At 59.4% G+C, this 17777-nt stretch carries 16 protein-coding genes and 3 tRNA genes; 5 read left to right on the top strand and 14 right to left on the bottom strand.

The window, feature by feature from the left end; genetic code table 11:
- Positions 1–504, top strand: a 504-nt coding sequence (locus H0V78_00645; protein MBA2350332.1) for a c-type cytochrome biogenesis protein CcmF, incomplete at its 5' end; no start/stop codon positions are given.
- 91 nt (positions 505–595) lie between these two features.
- On the opposite strand, the gene H0V78_00640 is transcribed toward H0V78_00645, so the two are convergent.
- From H0V78_00640 to H0V78_00630, 3 genes are all read right to left on the bottom strand, one after another.
- Positions 596–671: transfer RNA gene (locus tag H0V78_00640), tRNA-His, on the bottom strand.
- Positions 672–706: 35 nt separating this feature from the next.
- A tRNA-Arg gene (locus tag H0V78_00635) sits at positions 707–780 on the bottom strand.
- 87 nt (positions 781–867) lie between these two features.
- Positions 868–944: transfer RNA gene (locus tag H0V78_00630), tRNA-Pro, on the bottom strand.
- A gap of 138 nt (positions 945–1082) precedes the next feature.
- Here H0V78_00630 and dksA point away from each other — a divergent pair.
- Entirely contained in the window at positions 1083–1505 is a 423-nt protein-coding gene (dksA, locus tag H0V78_00625; GenBank protein ID MBA2350331.1) for an RNA polymerase-binding protein DksA, read from the top strand.
- Positions 1506–1605: 100 nt separating this feature from the next.
- On the opposite strand, the gene pnp is transcribed toward dksA, so the two are convergent.
- The 9 genes from pnp to zwf form a co-directional block, all read right to left on the bottom strand.
- Entirely contained in the window at positions 1606–3699 is a 2094-nt protein-coding gene (gene pnp / locus H0V78_00620) for a polyribonucleotide nucleotidyltransferase (GenBank protein ID MBA2350330.1), read from the bottom strand.
- Between the two features lie 66 nt (positions 3700–3765).
- The gene (gene rpsO / locus H0V78_00615) at positions 3766–4035 is read right to left on the bottom strand and encodes a 30S ribosomal protein S15 (GenBank protein MBA2350329.1); all 270 of its coding nucleotides are present in this window, start codon (positions 4033–4035) and stop codon (positions 3766–3768) included.
- A gap of 43 nt (positions 4036–4078) precedes the next feature.
- On the bottom strand, positions 4079–5044 hold the full coding sequence (truB, locus tag H0V78_00610) for a tRNA pseudouridine(55) synthase TruB (GenBank protein ID MBA2350328.1): 966 nt from the start codon (positions 5042–5044) through the stop codon (positions 4079–4081).
- Complete coding sequence (rbfA, locus tag H0V78_00605; GenBank protein ID MBA2350327.1) at positions 5019–5387, bottom strand: 30S ribosome-binding factor RbfA; 369 nt, start codon at positions 5385–5387, stop codon at positions 5019–5021. Before rbfA ends, truB begins: the two co-directional genes overlap by 26 nt.
- A 20-nt stretch (positions 5388–5407) precedes the next feature.
- Positions 5408–8023, bottom strand: coding sequence for a translation initiation factor IF-2 (gene infB / locus H0V78_00600; protein ID MBA2350326.1), 2616 nt, complete (start codon positions 8021–8023; stop codon positions 5408–5410).
- Between the two features lie 32 nt (positions 8024–8055).
- Complete coding sequence (nusA, locus tag H0V78_00595) at positions 8056–9528, bottom strand: transcription termination/antitermination protein NusA (protein ID MBA2350325.1); 1473 nt, start codon at positions 9526–9528, stop codon at positions 8056–8058.
- Positions 9529–9540: 12 nt separating this feature from the next.
- Positions 9541–9969, bottom strand: coding sequence for a ribosome maturation factor RimP (rimP, locus tag H0V78_00590; GenBank protein MBA2350324.1), 429 nt, complete (start codon positions 9967–9969; stop codon positions 9541–9543).
- A gap of 195 nt (positions 9970–10164) precedes the next feature.
- Positions 10165–10812 carry a 6-phosphogluconolactonase gene (pgl, locus tag H0V78_00585; protein ID MBA2350323.1) on the bottom strand — a complete coding sequence of 216 codons (648 nt, stop codon included), beginning with the start codon at positions 10810–10812 and terminating at the stop codon, positions 10165–10167.
- 98 nt (positions 10813–10910) lie between these two features.
- A complete protein-coding gene (zwf, locus tag H0V78_00580) occupies positions 10911–12374 on the bottom strand; it encodes a glucose-6-phosphate dehydrogenase (GenBank protein MBA2350322.1) in 1464 nt (487 codons plus the stop codon).
- Between the two features lie 163 nt (positions 12375–12537).
- Here zwf and H0V78_00575 point away from each other — a divergent pair, with 163 nt between their 5' ends.
- From H0V78_00575 to H0V78_00565, 3 genes are all read left to right on the top strand, one after another.
- Positions 12538–14433: a phosphogluconate dehydratase gene (locus H0V78_00575; protein ID MBA2350321.1), complete on the top strand. Its 1896-nt coding sequence runs from the start codon at positions 12538–12540 to the stop codon at positions 14431–14433.
- Positions 14430–15164, top strand: coding sequence for a bifunctional 4-hydroxy-2-oxoglutarate aldolase/2-dehydro-3-deoxy-phosphogluconate aldolase (gene eda / locus H0V78_00570; GenBank protein MBA2350320.1), 735 nt, complete (start codon positions 14430–14432; stop codon positions 15162–15164). Before H0V78_00575 ends, eda begins: the two co-directional genes overlap by 4 nt.
- Before the next feature lie 100 nt (positions 15165–15264).
- Positions 15265–17001, top strand: a complete 1737-nt coding sequence (locus H0V78_00565; GenBank protein MBA2350319.1) for a glutamine--tRNA ligase/YqeY domain fusion protein — start codon at positions 15265–15267, stop codon at positions 16999–17001.
- Between the two features lie 8 nt (positions 17002–17009).
- Here H0V78_00565 and H0V78_00560 read toward each other — a convergent pair whose 3' ends face one another.
- On the bottom strand, positions 17010–17306 hold the full coding sequence (locus H0V78_00560; protein ID MBA2350318.1) for a hypothetical protein: 297 nt from the start codon (positions 17304–17306) through the stop codon (positions 17010–17012).
- Positions 17307–17532: 226 nt separating this feature from the next.
- A complete protein-coding gene (locus H0V78_00555; protein ID MBA2350317.1) occupies positions 17533–17691 on the bottom strand; it encodes a hypothetical protein in 159 nt (52 codons plus the stop codon).
- Between the last annotated feature and the right edge of the window lie 86 nt (positions 17692–17777).

Below are 17777 nucleotides of genomic sequence, written 5' to 3'. Positions count from 1 at the left end.
ACGTTGGTCAAGGGTTACGAGACAGAAAAAGACGTACGCATGGAAGTCGGTGATAGCGTACTGGCCGGCGGCTATAACTTCCGCTTCATGGGCGCAATCGAGATTGCCGGGCCGAACTTTTCCGCGCTGCGCGGGACGATCGAAGTCAGCGACGGCGGCGCCGGCATGACAGTCATGCACCCCGAAAAGCGCTTTTATCCGGTGCAGCAATCAGGAATGACGGAAGCGGCGATCGATACCGGCTTGTTCCGCGATATTTATGTTTCTCTTGGCGAGCCGGTCGGCAACGGCGCCTGGAGCGTGCGCATTTACCACAAGCCTTTCGTCGACTGGATCTGGGGTGGATGCTTGATCATGGCCATAGGCGGCGTGCTCGCGGCGAGCGATCGGCGCTACCGGCTTGCACTGCGCGCCCGGTCTGCGAGCGGCGCGCCGGAGATGCGGATCGAGCCTGCGCTGGTCAACGAGGGTGCGCTTACCGAACCGCGACTGGCGAAACGCTGATTGCCGTGTTCGAGTTGCTTGTGCTTGCGTCTACCAACGCATCACGCACAAGCGAAAACTTCGGCGAAAACTTCGGGGTTTTATCGTGCGATGGGGTGGCTGATGGGACTCGAACCCACGACGACTGGAATCACAATCCAGGACTCTACCAACTGAGCTACAGCCACCGTCGGAACAATTCCGCGATATTCTGCGATAAGAGCGTGCCCGGCAGGACTCGAACCTGCGACCCCCAGCTTAGAAGGCTGGTGCTCTATCCAGTTGAGCTACGGGCACAGTAGCCAACCAAGCGAACGACCCGCAGGAACGCAATCAACGAACGCATTTTACGGATGCCGGACAACGGCAAACGGGGCAAATCGATGGTCGGGGTGGAGAGATTTGAACTCCCGACATCCTGGTCCCAAACCAGGCGCGCTACCAGGCTACGCTACACCCCGGAAAGCGCGCAATATACCGTTTCGGATTCAGGCCGTCAATTTGCGCCAGGCGGCCGCGCCGCGCTGACGTTACCCAACTTGCGGTATAATTCCGTTTTTGATGTTTAACCTGTTTTTCTTTTGGAACCAGAGATAGTCATGGCTGCTGAACCACGCAAACAAACGAGCCCCTATACGCCGAAAAAAGGGGAGGAATACATGAACCCAAAACAGCTTGCGCACTTCCGCAAGGTCCTCGAGACGCTCAAGATCGAGCTCAGCCGGGATATTGATCGCACTGTGCATACCATGCAGGACGAAGCGACGGTTTTCGCCGATCCGAATGACCGGGCGAGCCAGGAATCGGACATGGCGCTCGAACTTCGCAACCGTGATCGCGAACGCAAGCTCATCAAAAAAATAGACGAAACGGTCGGCAAGATCGACTTGGGCGAATACGGCTACTGCGACAGTTGCGGAATCGAAATCGGGCTCAAGCGTCTTGAGGCAAGGCCAACCGCGACTTTATGCATAGACTGCAAAACGCTGGACGAGCTCAGGGAAAAGCAGGTGGCCAAGTAACTCGTCATCGTTCCGGCGTCGACGTCGTTTTCGAGACTTCACCGGTAATAAAAAAGCTGCTTTTTAAATAGCAGCTTTTTTTATTCCTCGAAAACGGTTGCTATTGCTGAGGCACTTCCTCGGCTGTCGCGGCTTTCATGCTGAGCCGCAAACGTCCTTTGTCGTCGGCTTCCAGTACCTTGACTCTGACCGCCTGGCCTTCCTTCAAATGATCGGACACGGCGTTCACGCGTTCATTGGCGATTTGGGAAATGTGCAGCAGGCCGTCTTTACCCGGCAGCACACTGACGATGGCGCCGAAATCGAGCAGCTTCAGCACCGTGCCATCGTAAACGCGGCCGACTTCGACTTCGGCCGTAATATCCTCGATCCGTTTTTTTGCAAGCAGACCAGCCTCCGAAGAGACGCACGCGATCGTTATCGTGCCGTCTTCCGCAATATCGATCGAAGTTCCGGTTTCTTCCGTCAGCGCGCGTATGACCGCCCCGCCTTTGCCGATGACGTCGCGGATTTTTTCCGGTTTGATTTTCATAGTGATAATACGCGGCGCATAGGCCGAAATCTCGCTGCGCGGATCGTGCAATTCCTGCTGCATGATGTTCAGGATATGCAAACGGCCTTCGCGCGCCTGATCGAGCGCGACGCGCATGATGTCGTTGGTGATGCCGTTGATCTTGATATCCATCTGCAAAGCCGTAATGCCTTGCTCAGTGCCGGCCACCTTGAAATCCATGTCGCCGAGATGATCTTCATCACCGAGAATATCGGTGAGGACCGCGAAGCGATTTCCTTCCTTGATCAAGCCCATGGCAATGCCGGCGACATGCGCCTTCAAGGGCACGCCGGCATCCATCATGGCCAGACAACCTCCGCAGACCGATGCCATCGAACTCGATCCATTCGACTCGGTGATTTCCGACACGATACGCAGCGCATACGCAAAATCTTCGGGTGCCGGTAAAACCGCCAGTAGCGAACGCTTGGCAAGACGGCCGTGGCCAATTTCACGCCGTTTCGGGCTGCCTACGCGACCAGTCTCGCCGGTCGCGTACGGCGGCATATTGTAGTGAAGCATGAAGCGTTCTTTATACTCACCCTGCAGCGCATCGATGATCTGCTCATCGCGCGCCGTGCCCAGGGTCGCGACGACCAACGCCTGGGTTTCCCCGCGGGTAAACAAAGCCGAACCATGCGCGCGCGGCAGCACGCCCGTGCGTATCGTGATCGGCCGTACGGTTCGCGTATCGCGCCCATCTATGCGCGGTTCACCATCGAGGATCTGCCCGCGCACGATTTTCGACTCGAGCGCAAAAAAGGTATCTTTAACGGTATTGGGATCGACGGTTTCGTCAGCGGCCAGCTCACTCACGATACGATCCCGAATTGCATCGACCTTCTCGGTGCGCGCCTGCTTCTGTTTGATACGATAAGCCTCACTCAGATCCGCCTGGACCGATTGCGTCACGCGCGCGATCAGTGCCTGGTCCTTTTCCGGCGCGACCCAGTCCCACATCGGGCGCGCGGCTTCATCGGCGAGTTCGTTGATCGTATTGATCACCGCCTGCATTTGCTCGTGACCGAATACGACCGCGCCCAGCATGATGTCTTCCGACAACTGGTCGGCCTCGGATTCGACCATCAAAACCGCTTGCGATGTTCCAGCGACGACCAGATTCAATCGCGAATTCTTGAGGTCGGACGCAGTCGGGTTCAGCACATATTCGCCATTGCTGTAGCCAACCCGCGCCGCGCCGATCGGCCCGTCGAAGGGAATGCCGGAAAGCGCCAGCGAGGCCGATGCGCCTATCATCGCTGGGATATCGGAATCAACCTCGTTGTTGGATGAAAGAACAGTCGCAACAACCTGAATTTCATTGTAAAAGTCATCAGGAAACAAGGGACGAATCGGCCGATCAATGAGGCGCGAGGTGAGAGTTTCCTTCTCCGATGGGCGGCCTTCGCGCTTGAAAAAACCGCCGGGTATTTTCCCGGCGGCGTAGGTGCGTTCCTGGTAATCGACAGTCAGCGGAAAAAAATCCTGCCCTGGTTTGGCTGATTTCTTACCGACCACCGTGACCAGCACCACCGTATCGTCGAGACTCACCAAGACCGCACCGTGTGCTTGACGGGCGATTTCGCCGGTTTCCAGCGTCAATTGCTGGGAGCCATAACTCAACGTTTTCTTATGTTTCAATGGTAATCCTTTGATGTCATATCGTTTCGATGTAGAAACCCACGCTGTACAACTACGCCTTAGAAACTATTTGCGCAGGCCGAGCCGCTGGATCAGGCCGCGGTAGCTGTCGGCATTCTTTGTCTTCAGATAATCGAGCAGTTTCCTGCGCTGACTCACCATACGCAGCAGACCGCGGCGCGAGTGATGATCCTTGACGTGCGATTTGAAATGATCTGTCAGGCCGTTGATACGCGCCGTCAGCAAAGCGACCTGGACTTCGGGAGAACCCGTATCGCCCTGGGCGCGCTGGTAATCGCCCATGATGCGGGCCTTGTCGGTCGTAGTGATCGTCATGCTTCCTCCGGAATAATCGGTTATTTTACCTAAGCCCAAACCGCTACGCAAAGCGCTCGGTGCTGATCAGCCGTTTCGGCGATATCAGGCCTTCCGCGGCGATTTCGCCGATGCCGAGAAAACGATGATCTTGATCGTAAATGCGTAAACTGCCGGCGCTCGCTTCCAGCGCGCAACAAACCCGCTTCCCCTGCAATAGCGCGCGGCTGTCGGCAGCGTCGAGTGTGACCGAGGGCAGCGTGGATAACAGGCTGTCTTCGTCAAGCAGCCTGCTGTCGCGCTCGCCGGACGTCATCGCCTCGAGTTGCGTAAACGTCAGCGCATGGTCTACATGTAATCCGCCGACCGCCACGCGCCGCAATGCCTTCAGATGGGCGCCGCAGCCGAGCGCCCTGCCGATGTCTTCGGCAAGCACGCGAACATACGTACCTTTGCTGCAGCGAACGCGGAGATCGATTTCGTCCGGTCGCGCACGCGCGACCTCATCCCCGGGCGCAGCTATCAATTCGATCCGGAAAATATGAACGAAACGCGGCGCCCGCTCCAGCTCGATTCCCTGTCGCGCATAGGTGTACAGCGCTTTGCCGTCGCGCTTCAGCGCGCTGTACATCGGCGGAACCTGCTGAATATCGCCGACGAAATGAACCAGCGCCGCTTCGATCCGGCTGCGCTGCACATCGACCGCGCCGCAATCAGCGAGCACTTCGCCTTCCGCATCACCAGTCGTCGTCGTGATGCCGAACTTAATAGTCGCTTGATAAGTCTTGGCCGCATCGAGCAATCCAGCGGAAAACTTGGTGGCCTCACCGAAACAGGCGGGCAAAAGCCCCGTCGCCATCGGGTCCAGCGTTCCGCAATGTCCGGCTTTCGCTGCCCCGTACAAGCGCTTCACCCGCTGCAGCGCCGCGTTCGAGGTGATGCCGGCTGGCTTGTCCAGCAACAGCACGCCATCCAGATCACGGCGCTGCGTTTGTTTCTGCACGCTACTCGACCTGATCGGTGCCGGCATGCAGCGCGTCATCGATCAGCTTCGATAAACGGGCGCCACGCTCGACCGATGGATCGTGCGCGAAATGCAGATCCGGAACGACGCGCAGCTTCAGACTTCGCGCCAGTTCGCTACGCAGAAACCCGGCCGCGTGCTGCAAGCCGGCGGACACATCCGCCAACTGCTCCTGACTTATGAGCGCGGTAAAAAAAACTTTTGCGTGCTTGTTATCCGAGCTGACGTCCACATCGGTAATCGTCACCATACCGACGCGCGGATCATGCAACCGCAGCCGGATCAGCTCGGCGAGTTCACGCTGAATCAGCTCGGCAATGCGCAGGCTGCGCGGATAATCTTTCGGCATGAACGAACAGCGTCCGAGGCTTACAGCGAGCGCGCGACCTCGACGACTTCGTAGACTTCGAGCTGGTCGCCGACGTTGATGTCGTTGAAGTTTTTTACCGACAACCCGCACTCGAAACCGGCTTTGACTTCGCGCACGTCATCCTTGAAGCGTTTCAACGAATCGAGTTCGCCGCTGTGGATCACGACATTCTCCCGCAGCACGCGAATCGAGGCGCCGCGCTTGATGCTGCCTTCGAGCACGAAACAACCGGCAACCGCGCCGACCTTGGAAATCCGGAAGACCTGCCGCACATCGACGAGGCCGGTGATACTTTCCTTGCGTTCCGGCGCGAGCATGCCCGACAACGCGGCTTTGATCTCGTCGACCGCGTCGTAAATGATGTTGTAATAGCGGACATCGACACCGGTCGTTCCGATCAGCTTGCGCGCTGTCGCATCGGCGCGGCTGTTGAAGCCGATCACCACCGCGCTGGAAGCCAGCGCCAGATTGATGTCCGATTCGGTGATCGCGCCAACGGCGGTATGAATGATGTTGACCTTGACTTCGCTGGTCGAAAGCTTCTGCAGCGCGTGCGATAGCGCTTCGTAAGAGCCTTGCACGTCGGCTTTCACGATCAGCGACAGTGTGCGGACCTGGACGCCGCTTTCCTCGAACATGTTCTCGAGCTTGGCCGCATGCTGCTTCGCCAGTTTCACATCGCGGAATTTACCCTGGCGGAATAACGCGATTTCGCGCGCCTTCCTCTCGTCGCTGACCACCAGCACGTCTTCGCCGGCCGCCGGCACTTCAGACAAACCCTGAATCTCGACAGGTATCGACGGGCCGGCTTCCTGGATAGCGTTGCCGGCTTCATCGAGCATGGCGCGCACGCGTCCGAAGGCGGCGCCCGCGAGGAGAATATCGCCGCGTTTCAATGTCCCGGATTGCACGAGTATGGTCGCGATCGGCCCCCGGCCCTTATCCAGCCGCGCTTCGATCACGATACCTTTCGCGGGAGTTTGCCTGGAGGCGGTCAACTCGAGCACTTCGGCCTGCAGCAATACGCTATCGAGCAGTTGATCGATGCCCTGACCGGTTTTGGCCGAGACTTCGGCGAATATGGTGTCGCCGCCCCAAGCTTCGGGAACGACTTCGTGCGTAACCAGTTCCTGGCGTATGCGCTCGGGATTGGCTTCCGGCTTGTCGATCTTGTTCAGCGCAACCACGATCGGCACCTTTGCCGCTTTCGCGTGATGAATCGCTTCTATCGTCTGCGGCATGACACCGTCATCAGCACCGATGACCAGAATGACGATATCGGTAACCTTGGCGCCGCGTGCACGCATTGCGGTAAACGCTTCATGGCCCGGTGTATCGAGAAACGTGACCATACCGCGCGGCGTCTCTACGTGATAGGCGCCGATATGCTGGGTAATGCCGCCCGCTTCGCCGCTGGCAACGCGGGTGCGGCGTATGTGATCGAGCAATGAGGTCTTGCCGTGATCGACGTGCCCCATCACGGTGACAACCGGCGCGCGGTGTTCGAGCGAGACTTCGGGCGCTGTCTCGCCGCCGCTCAGGAAAGCTTCCGGATCATCGAGCTTGGCGCGCTTCGCGATATGGCCCATTTCCTCGACCAGAATCATGGCGGTGTCCTGATCGAGCACCTGATTTATAGTCACCATCGAGCCCAACTTCATCAATGCCTTGATAACTTCGGCCGCCTTCACCGACATTCTTTGTGCGAGCGCGGCGACGCTGATCGTCTCCGGCACCATCACTTCGAAGACGCGCGGCTCGGTCGGCAGCGAGAATCCGTGAAGCAGGTTGTCGTCGGCTTTCGGTTTTGCCGAACGGCGATCGCGCCACCCCATTCCGCCGGTATCGCCGCGGGTTTTCAAACCACGGCGCTTGAGCGAATCATCCTTCCACGTCGTCTGTTTGGTCGGCTTTTTCGCGCCTTTCGGCTTGGCGGCCTTGTCGGCAGGCTTGGCGACCGGCTTATGCAGGGTATGATCGGTTGCTCCCGGGGCAGTCGTCGTCGCTTCGGCGGCTGGAACCTCGCCCGCAACCGCAGCGACCGGCGGCAGGGCTTCGGCAACGACGGGAGCAGCGTCGGAACTCTGCGCTTCCCGAGCTTCCGCGCCGGCCTTCCGCTTGTCTTTCTGTTCCTGTTTGCTGCGCAGCTCTTCGCTTTGCCGCGCGCGCAATTCAGCCTGCTGCTTCGCTTCGTTTTCTCGCAGCGCCTTTTCGGCGGCATCGATGATGGGCGCGGCCGGCGCCGGCGCGGCCGCGATCTTGACTGGCGGCTCCGGCTGCGGCGTCGGCTCGACAGCAAGCGCCGTTTCCGCCGGATCGCGTTTGACGAACACGCGTTTTTTGCGCACCTCTACCTGAATCGTGCGCGCGCGCCCGGTGCTGTCGGCTTTCTTGATCTCGGTGGTCTGGCGGCGGGTCAGCGTGATCTTGTTCTTGCTCTCCTTGGCGCCATGCACGCGCCGCAAATAGTCGAGCAACTGGGTCTTGTCGTGTTCGGTGAGGACAGTGCTTTCAACGAGCTTTTTGTTGACTCCGGCCGCCTGCAACTGCTCGAGCAGCACGGCCGGCTGCAAACCCAGCTCGCCGGCGAATTCCACGACATTAATCTGTGCCATTACCGAACTCCCTCAACTTACGCAAACCACGCTCACGCAAACCACGGCGCGCGGGCCGTCATGATCAATTGTTTAGCCCGCTCGGCGTCCATACCCGTCATTTCCACCAGATCGTCGAGCGCGAGATCGGCAAGATTTTCGATGGTCGTCACGCCCTTGGCGGCCAGCTCGCGCGCGGTCTGGTTATCCATGCCTTCAAGCGTCAGCAAATCCTCGGCGTTATTCTCGACCCGTTCTTCGGAGGCGATCGCCTGCGTCAGCAGCGAATTCCGCGCACGGCTGCGCAACTCATTGACCGTATCCTCGTCGAACGATTCGATTTCGAGCATTTCGGTCAGCGGGACATAGGCAACCTCCTCCAGGGTCGAAAAGCCTTCCTGCACGAGAATGTCGGCGACTTCCTCGTCGACATCGAGTTTCTCCATGAAGAGCGAGCGCACTGTCGCAAACTCTTCCTCGTTCTTTTTATGCGATTCCTCGACCGTCATAAGATTGATTTCCCAACCGGTCAGTTCCGATGCGAGCTTGACGTTCTGACCGGCTCGGCCAATCGCCTGCGCTAGATTGTCTTCGTCGACGACGATATCCATGCTGTGCTTTTCCTCGTCGACGACGATGCTGGAAACCTCAGCCGGCGCCAGCGCATTGATAACGAATTGCGCGGGATCGGCCGACCACGAAATGATGTCGACGCGCTCGCCTGCCAGTTCGCCGGTGACCGCCTGCACGCGCGAACCGCGCATGCCGACGCAGGTGCCGATCGGATCGATGCGGGGATCGTTAGATTTGACCGCGATTTTCGCACGCGAACCCGGGTCACGCGCCGCCGCCTTGATTTCCAGCAGACCCTCTTCAATTTCAGGCACCTCAAGCTCGAACAGCTTGACCAGAAATTCGGGAGAGACGCGCGACAGCACCAGCTGCGGGCCGCGCGCGGCGCGATCGATCCTTGCCAGAAAGGCGCGCACGCGATCGCCAACCCGCAAATTCTCCTTGGGGATCATCTGGTCGCGCGGCAGCAGCGCTTCGACGCGACCGGATTCGATGATGGCGTTGCCGCGCTCCATGCGCTTTATCACACCATTGACCAGATGCTCCTTGCGCAGCAAAAAATCGTTCAGGATCTGCTCGCGCTCGGCATCGCGGATTTTCTGCAGAATGACCTGTTTCGCGGTTTGCGCGCCGATGCGACCGAATTCGACCGGCTCGAGCGGCTCCTCGATGGAATCGGTCAGTTCGACTTCCGGATCGCGCTGTTGCGCTTCGCTCAAGGCGATCTGCTGCAAGGGCATTTCGACCGCATCATCCGCGACGACCAGCCAGCGCCGGAATGCCGAATGCTCGCCGGTCGTGCGATCGACTTCGACGCGCACGTCGATGTCCTCTGCAAATTTTTTCTTGGTCGCGGAAGCGAGCGCCAATTCGAGCGCGCCAAACACGATTTCCTTGGCGACGTTCTTCTCACGTCCCAGCGCATCGACCAATAATAGAATTTCGCGGCTCATCTTTATCTCCAACTATAGATCGGGCGCAAGTCGGACCTTCTCAAGATCGGCGAGTCCGAATTCAAGCGACTTGCCATCCACCTCGATCTGCAGCACACCATCGGCGAATCCGCGCAGGATGCCGACGAAGTTCTTCTGCCCCGCATGCGGAATGCGCAACCTGACGCGCGCCTTTTGTCCGGTAAACCGCACGAAGTCCTCGGGCCGCGTCAGCGGCCGATCGAGCCCCGGCGATGAAACTTCCAGTCTGCTGTAATCGAAACCTTCGACCGCAAGCAGGCGTGTCAGATGATTGCTGACCAGGGTGCAGTCGTCTATGTTGACACCGTCGGGTTTGTCTATGAAGACCCGCATCGCGCGCCCCTGCCCTGCGCTTTCCAGCGCAACCAACTCATAGCCGAGGCCAACCAGCGCGGGCTCGATCGATTTACGCAAATCCATGCGCGGCCCGGAAGCGAAAAGCTGACAGCAAATAAAAAATGGGCTGGAAGCCCATCTGGAAATTAACTGCGAGATTCTATCAAAATTGCGTGCTAATTGAAACAATAAGGCGTATCCGCAGCATTCCTGGCCCAGTCATTTTCAGCGCCCGGGCAAGATTTTTTTGAGTCCGATTTACCCGACGATAACAACACCTTACGGCGCCCAGTAGACTTCTACGGGAGTCCGTTGCTGACCGAGCAAGGCGCGCGCCGGCAATTCGCGCGCCGGACCGCTGTCCAGCGCTTCCCGGTAGCGCCGCCATTTGCGTTCACCTTCGATATGCAAAACCAGCAGCCTGGCATCGACCAGTGCCGCCAGCGTCTGGCTCATGCGCTGGTACTGTGCTGACGGCGAATTGACCGCGACGCAGCGCGCCTCGCTATAAGGATCGAGCGCCGCAGCTAGCCCGGAAGTGTCCGGAAACAATGACGCGAAGTGGCCATCGTCGCCCATGCCGAGCACAACAACGTCGTATGGTCGCGGCAGTTGACCGAGCATGGCCGAACAGTTCGGCAAGCCTTCATGAGGTGTAGGCGCCGCATTTTTCAGTCCAAAGAAGCGCGCCATGCCCGCATCGCCTTGCAGCAAATGGTCGCGAACCAGACGCTCGTTGCTATCGGCCGACGTGGCTGAAACCCAGCGCTCGTCGGCCAGGGTGATGACAAGCCTGGCCCAAGGCAGGGTCCGCTGTCGCAGTTGCTCGAAAAACGGAATCGGCGTGCGGCCGCCTGAAAGGACGAGAGTCGCTTTTTCCCTGACTGCGATGGCGGTTGCCAGTCGATCCGCAATGCGTCGCGCCATCTCGGACGCCAAAGCCGCGCCGTCATCGAAACGATGCACGATGGGCTCATTGCCGCCGCCTGCGCTGCCGATAGCAGCCAATGATTCGGGAGAGTCGCTCAACTTTCCTCGTTCCAGTGATAGCCGTCGCGTCCGATCAAGGCGCTTGCGGCGGGCGGACCCCAAGTGCCCGCGGCGTACGGCTTCGGCGCATCCTCGCCGCCCTTCCAGGCCTCGAGGACAGGCTCGATCCACTGCCATGCCGCAGTCACTTCGTCGCGGCGCATGAACAGCGTGAGCTTGCCGCGAATAACGTCCATCAACAGCCGTTCATACGCGCCGGCCTCATGCGTCTTGAACGATTCCCTGAAATCGAGATTCAGGCTGACCGGCTTCAGGCGCATCTCGTCGCCCGGCACTTTAGCCATCAGATACAGCTTGACGCTTTCGTCAGGCTGCAGACGTATGACCAGCCGGTTCGACTCGATCGCGTTACCCGTATCGAAGATCGAATGCGGGACCTCGCGGAAAGTTATGACAATTTCCGACAAGCGCTGTTGCAGCCTTTTCCCCGTGCGCAGAAAAAAGGGAATGCCGGCCCAGCGCCATGAATCGAGTTCCGCTTTCAGCGCGACGAAAGTCTCGACCCGGCTGTCCGGCGAAACGTGCTCTTCTTCGCGATAAGCGGGCGTGGCTGCACCCTCGATCACACCGCCGCGGTATTGACCGCGCACGGTTTTCGCCAGCGCCTGCTGTCCGGAAAGCGGGCGCAGCGCGCGCAGAACTTTGAGCTTTTCGTCGCGCATCGCGTCCGGCGCCAGGCTGTTCGGGGGCTCCATGGCGATCACGCACAGTAGTTGCAGCAAATGGTTTTGCACCATGTCGCGCAGCGCGCCCGAGGTTTCGTAGTAGCTGCCGCGCCCGCTCATGCCGATTTGCTCGGCGACGGTGATCTGCACGTAACTGATCCAGCCACGCCGCCACAACGGCTCGAACAGCGTATTGCCGAAGCGCATCGCGATCAGGTTCTGCACCGTCTCCTTGGCCAGATAGTGATCGATGCGGTAAATCTGGTGTTCATCGAACACTGCGCCGACTTCGTCGTTGATGCGGTTGGCCGAGGCGAGATCGCGGCCGATTGGTTTTTCGAGCACGACGCGCGCTTCCTTCGTGATCAAACCCGCGGCATCGAGATTCGCGCTAATCGACCTGAATAGTTCGGGCACGGTCGCGAGATAAAACACGCGCACGCGCTCCTCGCGCCCTTCGAGCTTGGCGGACAGCGCTTCATAATCGCCGAATTGCTTGGCGTCCATCGCGCAGTAGTCGATGCGTTCGAAAAATCCGTTTCGATCGTCATCCACCCAATCGCTGGCCGGAATGTGCTTGCGCAGATGCTCCTCGACCATGGCAAGGTAAGCGTCGCGCGTAAGGGTTTGCCGGGCGACGGCGGTGATGCGGCCCTTTGGAAAATCCGGATCGCGGTGCAAATAGTAAAGCGCGGGCAGCAACTTCCGCATCGCCAGATCGCCGCTTCCGCCGAATACGATCATGTCGAAGTTTTGGGATTGCGTTTGCGTCATGGTGGGTGCGGAAAGGCGCCGTAGATTGATTTGTCCGGCATTATCGTTAAAGTGCCGTGCTTGCGAGCCGGTTATTTGCAGATTGGAACATTCATCACGGGGACTATACTAAACAGTTATTCGACCTGCGCGCGACCCCTGCTTCCAGACAGTATTTCACGCCGTGAATTTCCCCAAGCCTGATTCGACAGTGATCGCCGTCACTGAACGCATACGCGAACGCAGCCGCGCAACGCGTCCCGCCTATCTGCGGCGCATCGACGAAGCCGCGAAAGCAGGGCCGTTGCGCAAGAGCTTGTCGTGCACGAATTTCGCGCACGGCATGGCGGCATTGCCACCCGAAGCGAAAGCGAGGATACGCGACAACGCCCGAGCGAACATCGCGATTGTCTCCTCGTACAACGATGTTTTATCGGCGCATCAACCGTTTGAACGCTTTCCGCAAATCCTCAGAGCGGCCACGAACGAAGCCGGCGTAGTCGCGCAGTTCGCGGGAGGCGTGCCTGCGATGTGCGATGGCGTGACGCAGGGTCAGCCGGGGATGGAGCTGTCGTTGTTCTCGCGCGACGTGATCGCGATGAGCACGGCCATCGCCCTGTCGCACAATCTGTTCGATGCCGCGCTGTGCCTCGGCGTTTGCGACAAGATCGTGCCCGGGCTTTTGATCGGTGCGTTGAGCTTCGGTCATCTCCCCGTCATCTTCGTCCCCGGCGGACCGATGCCGACCGGCATCGCCAACGACGAAAAAGCGCGCGTGCGTCAGCTTTTTGCCGAACGAAAAATCGATCGTGAAGCGCTGCTCGAAACCGAGATGAAGTCTTATCACGCGCCGGGCACGTGTACCTTTTATGGCACCGCCAACAGCAATCAGATGATGATGGAAGTGATGGGCCTGCATCTGCCGGGCGCGGCTTTCGTCAATCCGGACACGCCGTTGCGCGACGCGTTGACGGCGGAAGCGGCGAAGCGCGCTGCCGCGATCACGCCGCGCGGCAGCGAATACACGCCGATCGGACACGTCGTCGACGAGCGCGCCATCGTCAATGCGATCGTCGGCTTGCTCGCGACTGGCGGCTCGACGAATCACACCATGCATCTGGTTGCGATTGCCCGCGCCGCGGGCATCGATATCAACTGGGACGATTTCAGCGATCTGTCGGATCGCATACCGCTTCTGGCAAGGATCTATCCGAACGGCGCGGCGGATATCAATCAATTCCAGGCGGCGGGCGGTATGGGATTTTTGATCGGCGAACTGATCGATGCCGGCTTGTTGCACGCAGACGTTGCAACGGTGGCGGCAGGCGATTTACAACGTTATCGCGAGGAGCCGTGGCTCGACCAAGGCAGGCTTGCCTGGCGCCCGGCGCCGCGGATCAGCCTGGATCCGAACATTCTGCGGCCGGTCAGCGATCCGTTCAGCGCGGATGGCGGCCTGAAGCTGATGACAGGTAATCTGGGCCGCGCGGTAATCAAGACCTCCGCCGTCGCCCCCGCGCATCGCGTGATCGAGGCGCCGGCGCTTGTTTTCGACACGCAGGATGCCGTCCTCGCCGCATTTCAGGCGGGGAGGCTCGAGCGTGATTTCGTCGCCATCGTGCGCTTCCAGGGGCCGCGCGCGAACGGTATGCCGGAACTGCACAAGCTCACGCCGGAACTCGGTGTGTTGCAAAAGCGCGGCTTCAAGGTCGCATTGGTTACGGACGGCAGGATGTCGGGGGCTTCGGGCAAAGTGCCGGCGGCTATCCATGTCACGCCCGAATGTGCGATGGGCGGACCGCTGGCCAAGGTGCGCGACGGCGACATGATCCTGCTCGACAGCGAGCGCGGCATTCTGGAAGCGCGTGTCGGGCTTGACGAATGGAACATTCGCCGGCCAAAGACAGGGGATTTGACCGGCAACGAAAAAGGCTGCGGGCGCGAGCTGTTCGGCGTGTTCCGCAGCGTTGCGGCGACGGCCGAACAAGGCGCGACAAGCTTTTCGGCAACCGGTCTATTGACCTCTGATGGCGCCGAGGCTGCAAAGGAGGAACCGAAAATGATCGAGCCTGCGGCATGAACATCCGCGAAATCCTCGACATCGCGCCGGTGATTCCGGTGCTTGTCATCGGGCGCGAGGAAGATGCGATTCCGCTTGCACGCGCGCTCGTTACCGGCGGCCTGCGTGTTCTCGAAATTACCTTGCGCACGCCGGTTGGCTTGGCGGCTATCGCGGCGATCGCGGCGGACGTCCCGGATGCCGTTGTGGGCGTCGGCACGGTTACGCGCGCCGACGAATTTCAGCGCGCCAAAGATGCCGGCGCCCGCTTTGCAGTGAGCCCGGGGTTTTCACCGGAACTTGCGGAAGCGGCGCGCGCATGCGGCATGCCTTATTTGCCAGGCGCCATGACGCCTACCGAAATCATGGCGGCGCGTAACGCGGGCTTTCACGAGTTGAAGTTTTTTCCCGCGCAGCGGGGCGGCGGTTTAGCGGCCCTGGCGTCATTTGCCGAACTGTTTGCCGACGTGGCGTTTTGTCCGACCGGCGGAATCGACGAAAAAACGTTCGCGGACTACCTCGCGCTCGACAATGTTGTCTGCGTCGGCGGCTCATGGCTCGCGCCGCGGGACGCTATCGCCAATCGCGATTGGACGACGATTACGCGATTGGCGATGCGTGCGGCCAAACCGGTTGATGATTCCCACCTTGACGAAGACGATGCGATGACCTCGATGACGGGGGAGGAAGATCCGGGTGCGAGTACCGAGCAGATCAGCCGTAAACCAAAGCACACTACGCCTGGCGGATAACTGTTTCCCACCCCCGATCGGTTGTACCTGCAACTCCTTTCGGGTAAATTCGACCAGCTCTTGCGTCTTTTTCGACAGCGCTTTTCCGAATAGCCTGAATATGCCGACCGCATCAAATCAAAGCGCCGCCGGCAACGGCGATGCGGCCCTCGATCAGCTCGCGAATTTCATTCGCAATATCGTCGATGCCGACAACGCGAGCGGCAAGTACGGCGGCCGCGTCGAAACGCGCTTTCCGCCCGAGCCGAATGGCTATCTGCACCTCGGCCATGCCAAATCGATCTGTCTGAACTTCGGTCTCGCACGCGATTATGGCGGCGTGTGCCATATGCGTTTCGACGATACCAATCCGATCAGGGAAGAACAGGAGTACGTCGACTCCATCCTCGATGCGGTCAAGTGGATGGGTTTCGACTGGGGGCCGCATCTTTCGTACGCGTCGGATTATTTCGGCAGGCTTTACGAATTCGCCGAGCACCTGATTGAGCGCGGCCTGGCCTACGTCGATAGCCTGACTGCCGACGAAATGCGCAAATTCCGCGGCACGTTGACTGAAGCCGGCAAGGACAGTCCTTACCGCGATCGGCCGATCGCCGAAAACCGCGACCTGTTAGGTCGCATGAAAGCCGGCGAGTTTGCCGATGGAGCGCACGTGTTACGCGCGAAAATCGACATGACTTCGCCGAACATCAACCTGCGCGACCCGGTCATGTATCGCATTCGCCACGCCGAGCACCACCGCACCGGCAACGACTGGTGCATCTATCCGAGCTACGATTGGATGCACGGCGTCAACGACGCGCTCGAGGACATCACGCATTCGATTTGCACGCTCGAATTCGAAGACCATCGCCCGTTGTACGAATGGTTCAACGAACGGCTCGCCGACGGCGGCAAGCTGAAGCGCCCGCTGCCGCGGCAAATCGAATTCGCGCGGCTCAATCTGACCTACGTTGTGTTGTCGAAACGCAAGCTGATCCAGCTCGTCGAAGAAGGCCATGTCGACAGCTGGGACGATCCGCGCATGCCGACCCTGGTCGGCGCGCGCCGCCGCGGTTACACGCCCGAAGGTTTTCGCCTGTTTGCCGAGCGTATCGGCGTTTCGAAAGCCGATTCGTGGATTGACTATTCGATACTCGAAGACTGTATGCGCGAAGACCTCAACGAGCGCTGCGAGCGCCGCGTCGCCGTGCTGAATCCGCTCAGGCTCATCATCGATAATTATCCGGACGGGCAAAGCGAGGATTGTTACGCGCCCAACCACCCGCAAAAACCCGAGCTGGGCACGAGGCCGATGCCGTTTTCGAAGGAGCTCTGGATCGAGCGCAACGATTTTTCGGAAACGCCCGTCAAGGGTTTTTTCCGGCTGTTTCCCGGCCAGGAGGTGCGGCTACGCTACGGTTATCTGATCAAGTGCGTAGGCGCGGAGAAAGACGCAGGCGGTGAGGTGGCGGCAGTGCATTGCACGTACGATCCGGATACCAAAAGCGGCACGCCCGGCGCGCAGCTAACACGCAAGGTCAAAGGCAACATCCACTGGGTTTCAGCCGCGCACGCTTCGCGGGCGGAAGTGCGGCTGTACGATCGGTTATTTTCCGTGCCCAATCCCGGCGCCGGAGATAGCGATCACCTGCTCGATATTAACGTGAGCTCGAAACAGATACTCGCGCCCTATCTCGAACCTGCCCTGAAGAAAGCCAATCCTGAGCAGCGTTTTCAGTTCGAACGGCACGGTTACTTCGTAGCGGATCGCATTGATTCGACGCTGGCGAACCCGGTGTTCAATCGGACAGTGACGTTGCGGGATTCCTGGGGTAAGCATACGGGCAAGCGATAAACGGGCGCTCAACCGCCCCCGCGCCGAAAGTAATTGTGGAAGCGCGCGAGAAAAGCCTGAGCCTGTTCATGACTGTACCCGTCAAACGCCAACTCGACGTGCGTCACCGGCAGCGGAATCGGGCCGAAGTTGCGCCGCCCTTCCGGCGACAGGTTTATTTTCAGCCTGCGCGTATCGTCTACGGCTGAAACCTGGCTGCCATTGACGACATAAGGCAGCGCTCCCATCACAGCCGGCAAGGTGCGGAAAAATTCAGCATGACTGATGGTCATTTCGTAAACTATCGGCGAGGGATTGTCAGACACGGCGCATTTGATGAACGGTTGAGCCATCGATCCGAAGCGGGCGTCCCGCCCGGGAATGAGTCTCTCGGAACGCTTACCGGGGAAGAAGTCTTTGATTGCGCGCGCAAGCAAGGAACTTGCGCGGACGGCTTTGCTCGCACTGCGCCGGAAACAAGTCGTTCGAGAGTTGGCGATACCGTCAAGTTGGAAGCTCGACCGGGGTGCGGTCGCCGGCGATTTTTTTTGACTATCCGGCTGTCTTGTTTTCAGGCTGGGTTGGCGCCTCCTGGGGAGGCGCGTCTGCGCCGCCGTTCGCTTCTGCCTTGCGTTTCTGCTTTTCTTCCTTCTTCTGCTGTTTAGCCAGCTCTTTCTGACGTTTCGCGAACGCGTAGTTGGGTTTAGCCATTGGCATCCTTTAAGGAGATTTCAGGGTACAACCGATGCGACATTTTGCCACGAATCGGTTTATGGGGGGCACTTCGTGGCCAGGGC

It is taken from the genome of Burkholderiales bacterium (genome assembly GCA_013695435.1).
In the GTDB taxonomy this organism is placed as follows: Bacteria; Pseudomonadota; Gammaproteobacteria; order Burkholderiales; family JACMKV01; genus JACMKV01.
The sequence above is the reverse complement of the archived record's forward strand: the minus strand, read 5'-3'. Positions and strand labels throughout refer to the sequence as shown.